We start from the raw sequence: 13,271 nt of genomic DNA, 5'->3' as shown, positions 1-13,271 counted from the left end.
GGGCGCCGCGCTCTCCCCGGTCAGTCCGTCAGTCCGGTCGGCTCCGCAGGGATCGGGCCAACCGCGCGGTGTGGGCCATCGTTTCGCGGAGGAGCCGGGGGCCGAAGGTGACACGGGTCGCGCCGAGCCGGCCCAGCTCCGCGGGGGAGGGGCCGTCCGGGCGGAACGCCGCCGCGTTGAGCGGGACATCGATCGCGGCGGCCAGCCGGGGCAGCAGCTCCGGCGGCGCCATGATCGGGTAGATACCGTCCGCGCCCGCCTCGACGTAGAGCCGGGCGCGGGCGAGGGCGTCGTCGATGTCGCCCCGGCCGTGGACGAAGGTGTCGACGCGGGCGTTGAGGAACAACTCCGGTCCCGCCGCGGCCCGTACCGCCGCCAGCCGGTCCGCCTGGTACACCGGATCGAGGAGCTGGCCCGCCTCGGAGTCCTCCAGATTGCAGCCCACGGCGCCCGTCTCCAGGAGCCGTTCGACCAGTTCGGGCGGGGCGAGCCGATAGCCGCTCTCGATATCCGCCGAGACCGGTACGTCCACGGCGCGCACGATACGGGCCACCGCGTCGAACATCTCCTGCGGTGGGGTGCCGCCGTCGTCATGGCCGAGGGCCGCCGAGACCCCCGCGCTCGGCGTCGCCAGGGCGGGGAAGCCCGTGTCGGCGAAGACGCGGGCCGAGGCGGCGTCCCACGGGCCCGGGAGGACCAGCGGTGCTTCGGTGGTCGCATGGTGGTGGAGCGTGCGGAAGTCCATTGTCATCCGGGTGTGTAGGCGCCGGGGGCCATGCGGGTGGTCACGCCGATCCGGTTCCAGGCGTTGATGGTGAGGATCATCGCGATCAGCTGGGCCAGCTCCTGGCCCTCGAAGTGGGTGGCGGCGGGGTCATAGACCTCGTCCGGGACGAAGCCGTCGGTCAGGACGGTGACCGCCTCGGTCAGGGCGAGCGCCGCCCGCTCCTTGGGGGTGTAGGTCTCCCCGGCCTCCTCCCAGGCGTTGAGCAGATAGATCCGCTCCTCGGACTCCCCCGCGGCGCGGGCGTCCTTGATGTGCATATCGATGCAGAACGCGCAGTGGTTGATCTGGGAGGCACGGATCTTGACCAGCTCGACCAGCTCCGGGTCCAGGCCCTTACGCGCCGCCGCGTCGAGCTGGACCATGGCCTTGTAGACCTCGGGCGCGGCCTGCGCGAAGTGCATCCGGGGTGTGCTTTCGGTGCTTTTGTGCGTCGTCATGACCTCCACGCTAGAGCTCCAGTAGCCCAGCGGTATGGTCCATTCCCATGGAGGATTCCTGGGCCAATCGCTCCTCGGCACCTGCGAGGGGCGCCCATGTGGCGGGCGCGGATCTGCATCTGGAACTGGACCGGGGCGGCGGAGCGGGGGTGCGGGCGGCGCTGGTCCGCTCGCTGCGCGATGCGGTACGCGAGGGGCGGCTCGCGCCCGGCACCCGGCTGCCCTCCTCCCGCTCGCTCGCGGTGGACCTCGGCATCGCCCGCAACACGGTGGCCGACGCCTACGGGGAACTGGTGGCCGAGGGCTGGCTGACCGCCCGCCAGGGCTCGGGCACCCGGGTGGCACGGCGGGTGGTGCCGGCGGAGCCCGCACCGCCGCGCACACCCCGGGCCGCCGCCCGGCCCCGCTACGACCTGACGCCCGGGTCGCCGGATGTCGCCTCCTTCCCCCGGTCGGCCTGGCTCTCCGCCGCCCGGCGCGCGCTCACCGCCGCGCCGAGCGAGGCCTTCGGCTACGGGCAGCCGCGCGGCCGGATCGAGCTGCGCCGGGTACTGGCCGACTATCTGGCGCGGGCCCGTGGGGTACGGGCCGCGCCCGAACGGATCGTGGTCTGCGCGGGGTTCATCCAGGGGCTCGCGGTGCTCAGCCGGGTGCTGCGGCAGGCCGGACACCGGGCGGTGGCGGTCGAGTCGTACGGGCTGGACCTCCACTGGAACGTGATGCGCCGGGCCGGACTGGACACCGTGCCGCTGCCGGTGGACGGCCACGGCGCGGACGTGGCGGAGCTGGACCGGCGGAGCGGGGTACGGGCCGCGCTGCTGACCCCGGCGCACCAGTTCCCCACCGGGGTCTCGCTCGACCCCGACCGCCGGGCGGCGGTGGTGGACTGGGCCGCGCGGACCGGCGGACTGGTGCTGGAGGACGACTACGACGGGGAGTTCCGCTACGACCGCCAGCCGGTCGGGGCGCTCCAGGGGCTCGACCCGGAGCGGGTGGTCTATCTGGGCACGGCGAGCAAGAGCCTGGCGCCCGGGCTGCGGATCGCCTGGATGGTGGTGCCCGACCATCTCATGGACGCGCTGCTGGCGCTGAAGGGGACGGGGGAGTGGCAGTCGGGCGCCCTGGACCAGCTGACCCTCGCGGAGTTCATGGACTCCGGCGGCTACGACCGCCATCTGCGCGGGATGCGGCTGCGCTACCGGCGCCGCCGCGACCAGTTGGTGGCGGCGCTTGCCGACCGGGCCCCGGAGGTGGAGGTCACCGGGATCGCGGCCGGGCTGCACGCGGTGCTCGAACTCCCGCCGGGCACCGAGCGATCGGTCGTCCAGGGCGCGGCCTGGCAGGGGCTGGCCCTGCACGGTCTGGCCCGCTTCCGGCATCCGGAGGCCGGAGAGGAGCTGCGGGACGCGCTGGTCTTCGCCTACGGAACCCCTCCTGACCACGCCTTCTCGGGTGCGATCGAGGCGCTGTGCCGGGTCCTGCCCTGAGCGACCCCGGCGCACGGATGGATGATCAACCCCTCTAGGGTGGACGGTCCACACCACGGGGGAGGACATTCGATGGCGCGCGCAATTCCACGCCGACTGCGGTCGAGCACGGTGATCCTGGGCAGTATGGGCGCGCTGGCGGCGGCCCTGACCTCCTGCGGCTCCGAACCGGACAAACGCTGTGTGGACCGCGACAGTTACGACGCGCTGAACGGCTACCGCATCGTGGACTCCAGCGCCTGCAAGGGCTCCTCGACCGCCACGAAGCGCGGCAAGAAGGGCATCGACGGCGACTGGTACTACGACGCCGATGTGACCGGCCGCTGGGCCGACTACGGCACCTTCGACAAGAGCCAGGCCGCCGACCGGGGCGGCTTCGGCTGCTCCGGCTCGGGCGGCGGCTGAGCCATGAAGCGCCATACGATCGACCCCCGCCCCGGCTGGCAGGCCACGGTCGAGGAACAGGGGGTCATCTATCCGCTGACCCGCTACCCGGACGGCTCGCTGCGCCCCTACTGGGACGAGAGCGCCTACTACTCCTTCTCGCTGTCCGAGGTCGAGGCGCTGGAGGAGGTGGTGGAGGAGCTGCACCGAATGTGTCTGGCGGCCGCCGGGCACATCGTGGAGCGCGACCGCTTCGGGGAGCTGGGCATCGACGATCCCCGGCTGGCCGGACTGATCGCCGAGTCCTGGTACCGCCGGGCCGAACAGCCCAGCGTCTACGGCCGGTTCGACCTCCGCTACGACGGTGGTTCCGCCCCCAAACTGCTGGAGTACAACGCCGACACCCCGACCTCGCTGGTGGAGGCGGCCAGTGCGCAGTGGTTCTGGATGGAGGACCGCTTCCCCGGCGCCGACCAGTGGAACTCGCTGCACGAACGGCTGGTGGACGCCTGGCGCGGACAGGCCGCGCTGCTGCCGCCCGGCACCCCCCTGTACTTCGCGCACTCGGCCGGGGATGAACTGGGCGAGGACCTGATGACGGTCGCCTATCTGCGGGAGACGGCCGAACAGGCGGGGCTGGCCACCGAGGCGATCTCCGTGGAGGACATCGGCTGGCAGGGGCTCTCCGGCCGCTTCGTGGACCGCAAACTCGGCTTCATCCGCGCCTGTTTCAAGCTCTACCCCTGGGAGTGGCTGGTCACCGACCGCTTCGGCTCGCATGTGCTGGACACGCTGGACAACGGCGGCGGCACCGGATCCACCCTGTGGATCGAACCCGCCTGGAAGATGCTGCTCTCCAACAAGGCCCTGCTGGCCGTGGTCTGGGAGCTCTACCCCGGTCATCCGAATCTGCTGCCCTCCTATCTCGACGGCCCCCGTGAACTGGCCCGGACGACGGGCTATGTGGCCAAGCCGCTGCTCGGCCGGGAGGGCGCGGGGGTCACCGTGCACCGGCCGGGGGAGGAGCCCGTGGTCCGCGAGGAGCCGTGCTGCTACCAGGAGTTGGCCCCGCTGCCGGATATCGACGGCAACCGGGTGGTGCTCGGCGCCTGGGTCGTGGAGGACGAGGCGGCCGGGCTCGGCATCCGGGAGTCGGCGGGGCTGATCACCGATGAGTACGCGCGCTTCCTGCCGCATGTGATCCTCTGATCCGCGTCCTCTCACGCCGACAGCACCGCCCTGAGCTGCTCCAGACCCCACAGCAGATCCTCCTCGTCGATCACCAGCGGCGGGGCGATCCGGATCGTGGCGCCACGGGTGTCCTTGACCAGAACGCCGCGCTCCATCAGCCGCTCGGAAACCTGCCGCCCGGTGCCCAGGGCGGCGGGGATGTCCACCCCCGCCCACAGCCCCCGGCCGCGCACCTCGTCCACCCGCCCCGCCGCCTTCAGCAGCCCCAGCTCGTGGTGGAGCCGCTCACCCAGCTCCGCCGACCGCCGCTGGATCTCCCCGGTCCGCAGCAGGGCGATCACCTCCAGGGCGACCGCGCAGGCCAGCGGATTGCCGCCGAAGGTCGAACCGTGCTCCCCGGGCCGGTGGACCCCGAGCACCTCGGCGGAGGACACCACCGCCGACACCGGCACCACCCCGCCGCCCAGCGCCTTGCCCAGCACATAGACATCCGGGACCACCCCCTCCTGCTCACAGGCGAAGGTCGCCCCGGTGCGCCCCAGCCCGGACTGGATCTCGTCCGCGATGAACAGCACCTTCCGCGACCGGGTCAGCTCCCGGACCCCGGCCAGATAGCCGGGCGGCGGCACCAGCACCCCCGCCTCGCCCTGGATGGGCTCCAGCAGCACGGCCACGGTGTCCGCCGGGGCCATGTCGATCGCGGCCTCCATCGCCGTCAGATCGCCGTACGGAACGATCTCGAAGCCGGGGGTGTAGGGGCCGTAGCCGGCCCGGGCCTCCGGATCGGTGGAGAAGCTGATGAGGGTGGTCGTCCGGCCGTGGAAGTTGTTCTCCGCGACGATGATCCTTGCCCGGCCGTCCTGGACGCCCTTGATCCGGTAACCCCACTTCCGGGCGGTCTTCACCGCCGTCTCGACCGCCTCCGCCCCGGTGTTCATCGGCAGTACCATCTCCATCCCGCACAGCCGCGCCAGCTCCGCGCAGAACGCCCCGAAGCGGTCGTGATGGAAGGCGCGCGAGGTGAGCGTGACCCGCTCCAGCTGCGCCTTGGCCGCCTCGATCAACCGGTGGTTGCCATGCCCGAAGTTGAGCGCGGAGTACCCGGCGAGCAGATCGAGATAGCGGCGGCCCTCGATATCGGTCATCCACGCGCCCTCCGCCGACGCGATCACCACCGGCAGCGGGTGGTAGTTGTGCGCGCTATGGGCCTCCGCCGCCGCCAGGGCGCGCCGGGTGCGCGGGGTGATGCGGGCGGTGCCGGGCGTGCGGGGGGTGCTGGGGTCGGGGCTGGACAACGCGTACTCCCTTCGGGGCCGGGCCATGTCTCGGCCGGGACGGCGGGTCGGCTCGGGCCGGCAGTCCGCGAGGGAGGGGCTGCCTACTAGAGTGGGGGTGCGCACCGTGACTGGCGAGCCGAGCGTGGAAGCGACCACGAGGAAGCGGTGTGCGGCCCCAGCGCCACGAGGTGCCGCCCGCCTGGGCACCCCGGGAGCACGACCGGATCACCACCGATCGCCCCGGAGGATCGCCATGAGCCTGCCCCTTTCCCATCCCGCCCTCTCCGCGTCCGACCCCGAACTCGCCGCCCTCGTCGGCGCCGAGGAACTGCTCCAGTCCGAGACCCTGCGGCTGATCCCCAGCGAGAACTACGTCTCCGGGGCCGTACTTGAGGCGTCGGGCACGGTGCTCCAGAACAAGTACAGCGAGGGCTACCCTGGCCGCCGCTACTACGAGGGCCAGCAGGTCATCGACCAGGTGGAGACCCTGGCGGTCGACCGCGCCAAGGCCGTCTTCGGCGCGGACCACGCCAACGTCCAGCCCTACTCCGGCTCACCCGCCAACCTCGCCGTCTATCTCGCCTTCGCCGAGCCCGGCGACACCGTGATGGGTATGTCCCTGCCGATGGGCGGCCATCTCACCCATGGCTGGGGCGTCTCCGCCACCGGCTCCTGGTTCCGCGGTGTCCAGTACGGGGTGCGCCAGGACACCGGCATGATCGACTTCGATGAGGTGCGGGATCTGGCCCGCAAGGAGCGGCCCAAGCTGATCTTCTGCGGTGGCACCGCCGTGCCCCGCACGATCGACTTCGCCGCCTTCGCGGAGATCGCCCGCGAGGTGGACGCCGTGCTGGTGGCCGATATCGCGCATATCGCCGGACTGGTCGCGGGTGGGGCCCACCCCTCCCCGGTGCCGCATGTCGACGTCGTCTCCACCACCACCCACAAGACCCTGCGCGGCCCGCGCGGCGCGATGCTGATGGCCCGCGAGACCCATGCCAAGGCCATCGACAAGGCCGTCTTCCCAGGGCTCCAGGGCGGTCCGCACAACCAGACCACCGCCGCCATCGCCGTGGCCCTCCACGAGGCCGCCCAGCCCGCCTTCCGGGACTACGCCCACGCCGTGGTCGCCAACGCCAAGGCCCTGGCCGAGGCGCTGCTCGCCCGCGGATTCGACCTGGTCTCCGGTGGCACCGACAACCATCTGATCCTGATGGACCTCACCCCCAAGGAGGTGCCGGGCAAGGTGGCGGCCAAGGCCCTGGACGAGGCCGGGATCGTGGTGAACTACAACACCGTGCCCTTCGACCCGCGCAAGCCCTTCGACCCGTCCGGGATCCGCATCGGCACCCCCTCCCTGACCTCTCGCGGACTGGGCACCGCGCAGATGACCGCCGTGGCCGACTGGATCGACCGCGGGGTGACCGCCGCCAGGAGCGGTGACACGGCCGGTCTCGCCAAGATCAGGAGCGAGGTCGCCGAGCTGATGGCGGCCCACCCGGCCCCGGGTCTGCCGACCGACTGACCTCGCCCCCTGAGTCACCCGCTGACCCACCGGAGCCCAGGGAGCTCGCAGAGCCGCCGGAGCTCCCAGGGCTCCCAGGGCTCCCAGGGCTCCGAGGGTCGCCGGAACTCCCGGGGCTGCTGGGGCCGCCGGAGCTCCCGGGGCCGCCAGGGCTCCCGGAAGTCCCGGAACCGCTCACGGAGCTCACAGCGTTGACGGTGCCCTGCCCGGCCGACAGGCCGGGTATGGCCCGCCACCACTGCTCCTCCCGGATCCGCCCGCGATCCGGCGGCACCGGCACCGGCAGGCCCATGATCCGGGCCATCACCCGCTCCACCACCGTCTCGCCCCCATGCGATTCACCCGGCCCGTCCGGCTCATCCGGCTCGCCCCGGGGCGACACGCCCGGCGGCCCGTCCAGCGCGCGCCCCAGCGCCCGCAACTCCTCCGGCAGCCCGGCCGGGCCGCCGCCCGGCCCCGCCTCCCGTATTCCGGCCATATGGTCCGCCTCCCCGCGCGGCACGGGCATCCCGCCCGCCCCGCGCACTCCGCCCGGCACGCGCACCACACGCGCCCTGGTCGCTCCGGTCCCGCTCCGACTCCTCCGTCTCCGGACCGAGCAGCAACTCCAGCCGTCTCAGCGCACGGCTCAGCCGGGACTTCACCGTGCCCCGCGGCCAGCCCAGCGCCTCCGCCGTCTCCGCCTCGTCCAGATCCAGCAGATAGCGGTAGATCACCACCCGCCGCTGTGGCGCGCTCAGCTGGTCCAGGGCGGCCATCAGCCGGGTCCGCCGCTCACCCGCCATCGCCATCGCGGCCGGGTCGTCCGATTCCGGTATGGTCGCGGCCCCGGCCAGCGCCCCCTCCCGGTCGACCGCCGACCGCAGCCGACGCGCCGAGCGGATCGCATTGCTGGTCTCCCGGGCGACGATCCGCAGCAGCCACGGCCGGAACGCCGCCCCGCCGCGGAAGCCGCCCAGCGCCAGATACGCCTTCACAAAGGCGTCCTGCACCACGTCCTCGGCATCGGCACCCGCCCCGAGCAGCACCGCCGTGCGATGCGCCACCGGTGCGTACGCCCGCATCAGCTCCGCGTACGCCTCGGTCTCCCCGGCGCGCACCCGCGCGATGATCCCCGCTTCGTCCCGCGCGACGAGGTCCCCCTCCCGCGCCCTCCGTGTCGTCCTCACACCTTTCATACACCGGCGGACGGAGTCGGGTTCCACACCTGAGAGAATGGGTGCCATGGTCCTCGATCGTCCCCGTGCGCTCTCCGGTATCCAGCCCACCGCAGGCTCCTTCCACCTCGGGAACTACCTCGGTGCGATCCGGCAGTACGTCGCGCTCCAGGAGACCCACGACGCGTTCTACACCGTGGTCGACCTGCACGCGATCACCGTCCCCCAGGATCCGGCCGAACTGCGCGCCAACTCGCGTCTCGCCGCCGCCCAGCTGCTGGCCTCCGGTCTCGACCCGGACCGCTGCACCCTCTTCATCCAGAGCCATGTGCCCGAGCACGCGCAGCTCGGATGGGTGATGAACTGTCTCACCGGCTTCGGCGAGGCGTCGCGGATGACCCAGTTCAAGGACAAGTCGGCCAAGCAGGGCGCCGACCGGGCGACCGTCGGCCTGTTCACGTACCCGATCCTCCAGGTCGCCGACATCCTGCTCTACCAGGCCAACCACGTCCCCGTCGGCGAGGACCAGCGTCAGCACATCGAGCTCACCCGCGACCTCGCCGACCGGTTCAACGGCCGCTTCGGGGAGACCTTCACCGTCCCGGCGCCGTACATCGTCAAGGAGACCGGGAAGATCTACGACCTCCAGGACCCGACGATCAAGATGAGCAAGTCGGCGTCCACCCCGAAGGGCATCGTCAACCTCCTCGACGAGCCCAAGGTCTCCGCGAAGAAGATCAAGAGCGCGGTCACCGACCTGGAGACCGAGATCCGCTTCGACGAGGAGAAGAAGCCCGGCGTCAGCAATCTGCTGACCATCTACTCGACCCTGACCGGCGCCGCCATCCCGGAGTTGGAGCGGCGTTACGAGGGCAAGGGCTACGGCGCGCTCAAGACCGACCTCGCCGAGGTCCTGGTCGAGTGGGTGACACCGTTCCGCGAGCGGACGCAGGAATACCTGGCGGACCCCGGGACGTTGGACAAGATCCTTGCCAAGGGGGCGGAGAAGGCCCGGGCCGTCGCCGCCGAGACGCTGGCCGTCACCTACGACAAGGTGGGCTTCCTGCCCGCCAGGCACTGACAGCGGGTACGAGGCACCGGCAGCCTGCGCGAGACGAGCGCGAACACCCGGGGCCGGGCCCCCACCAGGGGGTCCTAGGACCCGTGTGCCGAAGGACCGAGGCACCTAGCCGCGAAGGCGGCACAGCCGCCACACTGACACCGGTGCAGCGGCATCGAGCCCAGCAGCCCGGGAGGGCCAGGAGGGAGAACGCAGTGGGGACCGTAACGCTCGGCGTTTCGATCGCGGTCCCGGAGCCGTACGGCAGCTACCTCCAGGGGCGGCGCGCAGGCTTCGGGGACCCTGCCGCCCATGGCATCCCCACTCATGTCACCCTGCTGCCGCCCACCGAGGTGGACGCCGCGGCACTCCCCGCCATCGAGGACCATCTGGCCGGAGTGGCCGCCGAGGGGCGGCCCTTCCCGATGCGGCTGGACGGGACGGGCACCTTCCGGCCGCTCTCACCGGTCGTCTTCGTCAAGATCGTGGAGGGTGTGGAGGAGTGCGCCGCGCTCCAGGAGCGGATCCGGGCGGCGTCCGGACCGTGCGCCCGTGAGCTCCAGTTCCCGTACCATCCGCATGTCACGGTCGCCCACGGCATCGACGAGGAGGCCATGGACCGGGCGTTCGCGGAGCTCAAGGAGTACGAGGCGGCCTGGACGATCACCGGCTTCGCCCTCTACGAGCAGGGTGCCGACGGGGTGTGGCGGCTGGACCGTGAGTACCCCTTCGGGGCGGGTGAGCCGACGGACGGAGATACGCCGATGGTGCCCCGTCAGGCCGCTCTCTCCCGCCCGGCCGCCCCTTCGCGCTAGGCCCCTTCGCGCCGGGCCCTCTTCCGTACGCCCCCCAGGCACGTACGCCCCCCAGGCTCGTACGCCCCCCCCAGGCAGGTACGCCCCCGCGCACATACGCCTACGCCCACGGCCCGACACCGCGTCAGGCACGTTCACCGGAACGAGTGATGGGCGGTGTGTTGGAAGCCCGTGTGCCCGCTGACGTCCCGTCGGCGGCGAGAGTCATGATCAGACGGGCCTGCCGCGCTATGCGTACGCGTTCCGGGGAACCCGGACTCCGGCCTTCCGTGCAGCTCACCGTGTGCCGGGGGGTGAAACCGCGCAGAAGGGTACTTGCTGATCATGGAATGGTTGACCCGGCTGCCAGTCGTCGGCCCCGCGATCACCCAGCTGATGCGCACCCACGCCTGGCGTTCCTACGAGCGGCTGGACCGCGTCCACTGGACCCGGCTCGCCGCCGCGATCACCTTCATCAGCTTTCTCGCCTTCTTCCCGCTCATCGCCGTCGGTGCGGCGATCGGCGCCGCGACGCTCAGCGAGTCCCGGATGCACCAGCTCCAGACGAAGCTGGCCCAGCAGATCCCCGGTATCTCCGGTCAGCTCGACCTGGGCGGTCTGGTCGAGAACGCGGGCACGATCGGGGTCGTCGCGGGCGCGCTGCTGCTGTTCACCGGTATCGGCTGGGTGGGTTCGCTGCGCGAGTGCCTGCGCGCCGTCTGGGAGCTGGAGGAGGACCCCGGCAATCCGGTGGTCCGCAAGCTCAAGGACGCGGTCGTCCTGGTCGGCCTCGGCGGCGTCGCCCTCGTCTCGCTCGCCGTCTCGACGCTCGCGGGCACCGCCGTCGGCGGGATCGCGCGGGCGCTCGGCATCCCCGAGGACGGCATCGGCGGCTGGCTGCTGTGGATCGCCGCCTTCGCGGTCGCCGTCGCCGCCGACCTGCTGTTGCTGTGCTACGTACTGACCTGGCTGCCCGGGGTCGAACCGCCGCGCCGCCGCGTCGTGGTCGCCGCGCTCATCGGCGCGATCGGCTTCGAACTGCTCAAGCTGCTGCTGAGCAGCTACTTGCGGGACGTGGCGGCCAAGAGCATGTACGGCGCGTTCGGCGTCCCCATCGCACTGCTGCTGTGGATCAACTTCACCGCCAAGCTGACGCTGTACTGCGCCTCCTGGACCGCCACCGGGTCCGCCGGGGAGAGCGTGGAGAACGTCGAGGAGGGCGGGACGGGCGGCGCGGGCGGGAGCGGCGGGTCCGACGCGACGCCCAAGCCGAAGCCCAAGCCCGAAGCCGCCGGTCCCGCCAATCCCTTCGACTGAGCCCTCGACTGAGCTCTGGTCCTGTTCGGTGGAGCGGAGGGGGCCGGGCTCAGCCCCGGCCGCCGCGCCGCCGCACCAGCTCCGGCAGCGGCCAGCGGCGGTGCACCGCGTAGGCCACCGCGGCCAGCAGCGCCAGCGTGCCGCCCGTGATGCCGATCGCCGTCCACTTGCCCGAACCGTCGTCATCCGACGAGACCGACGCCTGGGTGTGCTCGTCCGTACCCTTGCCGTGCGCGGTCGTCCGGTTCTGGTTGGCGCCCGCCGCGCCCGGCCGGACGAGGGTGCCGACCGGGTTCACCGAGCCGGATGCCTTGAAGCCCCAGTCGAAGAGCTTCGCGGTCTCCTTGTAGACCTCGTTCGGCTCGGACTTCTGCGGGTTCATCACGGTGACCAGCAACACCCGCTTACCGCGCTGGGCGACCCCGGTGAAGGTGGAGCCCGCGTTGGTCGTGTAGCCGTTCTTGACCCCGGCGATGCCCTTGTAAGTCGGGATGCCGAAACCGGTCAGCAGCCGGTTGGTGTTCTGGATCTCGAAGCTCTCGCGGGTCTTCTTGCCGTCCTTGCCCTTCTTGAACTCCCCGGGGAACTTCGCGTTCGCCGTCGAGGCGTACTCCCGGAAGTCCGCCTTCTGGAGTCCGGAGCGGGCGAAGAGCGTGAGGTCGTACGCGCTGCTGACCTGGCCCTTCTCGTCGTAACCGTCCGGGGTGACCACATGGGTGTCGTGGGCGTTCAGCTGGCGGGCGTGCGCCTGCATCTCCTGCACGGTCTTCGGCTTGCCGCCGTTCATCGCGGAGAGCACATGCACCGCGTCGTTGCCGGAGCGCAGGAAGACTCCGAGCCAGAGGTCGTGGACCGAGTAGCTGTAGTTCTCCTTGACCCCGACCAGGCTGCTGCCCTCGCCCATTCCCGCGAGGTCCGACGGCAGCACCTTGTGCATCTGGTCCTTGGGCAGCTTGGGCAGCACGGTGTCGGCGAACAGCATCTTCAGGGTGCTCGCGGGCGGCAGCTGCCAGTGGGCGTTGTGCGACGCCAGCACCTCGCCCGACTCGGCGTCCGACACCAGCCACGACCGTCCGCTGAGCCCCTTCGGCAGCCGCGGCGCGCCCGCCTTCGGGTCCACCTGGGTGCCGGGGCGGCCGAGCCGCTTCCCGCCGATCGTGGACATCTGGGCCGGGGGCTGCACGGCGTCGGGGCCGTCCTTGCTGCCGGACACGTCATCGGCGAACGCGGGGGCGGCGGGCAGCAGGCCGGACAGCACCATGACGGCCGTGGCGGTCAGCGATACGGCGATATGGCGGCGGGTGGCGGTCGCGGCCCGGGGGGCCGTGGCGTCCGGGGCGCCGGTGGTGCCAGTGGAGGCCGTGGCGTCCGTGGCATCCGTGGGGGCATATGAACATGTCAGCACGTTGGCGAACGTACCCGTCGTTGCTGTGGTCGGCGACAGGACCGCCGTCGTATGGGCGTCAGACCCCCGCGTGGAGGTACCCGAGGCTGCGCCCATACTGGAGACCATGAAGCTCAGCCGCCCCGTGTCCTGGTTCCTGCTCGCCTTCGGGGTCTGGAGCTGGGTCATCTGGTTCACCTTTGTCAAAAACCTGTGGAAGGACAGCAGCGGTCTGGCCTTCGACGACTCCGGCGACCCCACCGCGTACTTTTGGGTGCATCTGCTGCTCGCGATCACCTCGTTTCTCTTGGGGACGGCGATTGGGGCGATCGGGTTGCGTGGTCTGCGCGCTCTGCGCAGGAATGACACCTCCGAGTAGTCGTTTCGCTAGTCGTTCCGGACGGATAACGGGCGGACAAAAGGGGAGAGACCGGGGATGGTCGTGCTTTTCGTGCTGATCGCACTGGCCGT

General features: G+C 71.5%; 12 protein-coding genes, 1 pseudogene and 1 riboswitch. Of the genes and pseudogenes, 8 read left to right on the top strand and 5 right to left on the bottom strand.

Annotation, left to right across the window (positions count from 1 at the left end; all coding sequences use genetic code 11):
* Positions 1-28: 28 nt before the first annotated feature.
* Together AB0C66_RS11075 and AB0C66_RS11070 are read right to left on the bottom strand one after the other, a co-directional pair.
* Positions 29-751: an isocitrate lyase/phosphoenolpyruvate mutase family protein gene (locus AB0C66_RS11075; RefSeq protein WP_362435832.1), complete on the bottom strand. Its 723-nt coding sequence runs from the start codon at positions 749-751 to the stop codon at positions 29-31.
* Positions 748-1,224 (bottom strand): carboxymuconolactone decarboxylase family protein, encoded by a 477-nt coding sequence (locus AB0C66_RS11070; RefSeq protein ID WP_362435830.1) that lies wholly within the window; start codon positions 1,222-1,224, stop codon positions 748-750. Before AB0C66_RS11070 ends, AB0C66_RS11075 begins: the two co-directional genes overlap by 4 nt.
* Positions 1,225-1,271: 47 nt before the next feature.
* Between AB0C66_RS11070 and AB0C66_RS11065 the strand changes: the two genes are divergently transcribed.
* The 3 genes from AB0C66_RS11065 (at position 1,272) to AB0C66_RS11055 (ending at position 4,304) form a co-directional block, all read left to right on the top strand.
* A complete protein-coding gene (locus tag AB0C66_RS11065; protein WP_362435828.1) occupies positions 1,272-2,711 on the top strand; it encodes a PLP-dependent aminotransferase family protein in 1,440 nt (479 codons plus the stop codon).
* 72 nt (positions 2,712-2,783) lie between these two features.
* On the top strand, positions 2,784-3,116 hold the full coding sequence (locus AB0C66_RS11060; RefSeq protein WP_362435826.1) for a hypothetical protein: 333 nt from the start codon (positions 2,784-2,786) through the stop codon (positions 3,114-3,116).
* Positions 3,117-3,119: 3 nt separating this feature from the next.
* On the top strand, positions 3,120-4,304 hold the full coding sequence (locus tag AB0C66_RS11055) for a glutathionylspermidine synthase family protein (protein WP_362435824.1): 1,185 nt from the start codon (positions 3,120-3,122) through the stop codon (positions 4,302-4,304).
* A gap of 11 nt (positions 4,305-4,315) precedes the next feature.
* On the opposite strand, the gene rocD is transcribed toward AB0C66_RS11055, so the two are convergent.
* Positions 4,316-5,533, bottom strand: a complete 1,218-nt coding sequence (gene rocD / locus AB0C66_RS11050; protein WP_362436636.1) for an ornithine--oxo-acid transaminase — start codon at positions 5,531-5,533, stop codon at positions 4,316-4,318.
* Between the two features lie 144 nt (positions 5,534-5,677).
* Positions 5,678-5,775, top strand: a riboswitch (ZMP/ZTP riboswitch).
* 41 nt (positions 5,776-5,816) lie between these two features.
* Between rocD and glyA the strand changes: the two genes are divergently transcribed.
* The gene (gene glyA / locus AB0C66_RS11045) at positions 5,817-7,088 is read left to right on the top strand and encodes a serine hydroxymethyltransferase (protein WP_362435822.1); all 1,272 of its coding nucleotides are present in this window, start codon (positions 5,817-5,819) and stop codon (positions 7,086-7,088) included.
* Positions 7,089-7,681: 593 nt separating this feature from the next.
* Here glyA and AB0C66_RS11040 read toward each other — a convergent pair.
* Positions 7,682-8,266: pseudogene (locus tag AB0C66_RS11040) on the bottom strand (sigma-70 family RNA polymerase sigma factor); the annotation flags it as partial.
* 46 nt (positions 8,267-8,312) lie between these two features.
* On the opposite strand from AB0C66_RS11040, the gene trpS reads away from it, so the two are divergent.
* The 3 genes from trpS to AB0C66_RS11025 all read left to right on the top strand — a co-directional run bounded on the left by trpS (position 8,313) and on the right by AB0C66_RS11025 (position 11,416).
* The gene (gene trpS, locus AB0C66_RS11035; protein ID WP_362435820.1) at positions 8,313-9,326 is read left to right on the top strand and encodes a tryptophan--tRNA ligase; all 1,014 of its coding nucleotides are present in this window, start codon (positions 8,313-8,315) and stop codon (positions 9,324-9,326) included.
* Positions 9,327-9,520: 194 nt separating this feature from the next.
* Positions 9,521-10,120, top strand: a complete 600-nt coding sequence (locus AB0C66_RS11030) for a 2'-5' RNA ligase family protein (RefSeq protein WP_362435818.1) — start codon at positions 9,521-9,523, stop codon at positions 10,118-10,120.
* Positions 10,121-10,444: 324 nt separating this feature from the next.
* On the top strand, positions 10,445-11,416 hold the full coding sequence (locus AB0C66_RS11025; protein ID WP_362435816.1) for a YihY/virulence factor BrkB family protein: 972 nt from the start codon (positions 10,445-10,447) through the stop codon (positions 11,414-11,416).
* A gap of 49 nt (positions 11,417-11,465) precedes the next feature.
* Here AB0C66_RS11025 and AB0C66_RS11020 read toward each other — a convergent pair whose 3' ends face one another.
* Positions 11,466-12,677 (bottom strand): D-alanyl-D-alanine carboxypeptidase, encoded by a 1,212-nt coding sequence (locus AB0C66_RS11020; RefSeq protein ID WP_362436634.1) that lies wholly within the window; start codon positions 12,675-12,677, stop codon positions 11,466-11,468.
* Positions 12,678-12,927: 250 nt separating this feature from the next.
* Here AB0C66_RS11020 and AB0C66_RS11015 point away from each other — a divergent pair, with 250 nt between their 5' ends.
* Positions 12,928-13,179 (top strand): hypothetical protein, encoded by a 252-nt coding sequence (locus AB0C66_RS11015; protein WP_362435814.1) that lies wholly within the window; start codon positions 12,928-12,930, stop codon positions 13,177-13,179.
* The last annotated feature ends 92 nt before the right edge of the window (positions 13,180-13,271 follow it).

The organism is Streptomyces sp. NPDC048636 (genome assembly GCF_040650655.1).
GTDB lineage: Bacteria > Actinomycetota > Actinomycetes > Streptomycetales > Streptomycetaceae > Streptomyces.
This window is presented reverse-complemented; position numbering and strand designations above follow the sequence as displayed.

Coding starts and splice junctions, on each gene's coding strand:
- AB0C66_RS11025 (WP_362435816.1), top strand. CDS start 10,445: ATGGAATGGTTGACCCGGCTGCCAGTCGTCGGCCCCGCGATCACCCAG.
- AB0C66_RS11065 (WP_362435828.1), top strand. CDS start 1,272: ATGGAGGATTCCTGGGCCAATCGCTCCTCGGCACCTGCGAGGGGCGCC.
- AB0C66_RS11055 (WP_362435824.1), top strand. CDS start 3,120: ATGAAGCGCCATACGATCGACCCCCGCCCCGGCTGGCAGGCCACGGTC.
- AB0C66_RS11070 (WP_362435830.1), bottom strand. CDS start 1,224: ATGACGACGCACAAAAGCACCGAAAGCACACCCCGGATGCACTTCGCG.
- AB0C66_RS11075 (WP_362435832.1), bottom strand. CDS start 751: ATGACAATGGACTTCCGCACGCTCCACCACCATGCGACCACCGAAGCA.
- glyA (WP_362435822.1), top strand. CDS start 5,817: ATGAGCCTGCCCCTTTCCCATCCCGCCCTCTCCGCGTCCGACCCCGAA.
- trpS (WP_362435820.1), top strand. CDS start 8,313: ATGGTCCTCGATCGTCCCCGTGCGCTCTCCGGTATCCAGCCCACCGCA.
- AB0C66_RS11015 (WP_362435814.1), top strand. CDS start 12,928: ATGAAGCTCAGCCGCCCCGTGTCCTGGTTCCTGCTCGCCTTCGGGGTC.
- AB0C66_RS11020 (WP_362436634.1), bottom strand. CDS start 12,677: ATGGTGCTGTCCGGCCTGCTGCCCGCCGCCCCCGCGTTCGCCGATGAC.
- AB0C66_RS11060 (WP_362435826.1), top strand. CDS start 2,784: ATGGCGCGCGCAATTCCACGCCGACTGCGGTCGAGCACGGTGATCCTG.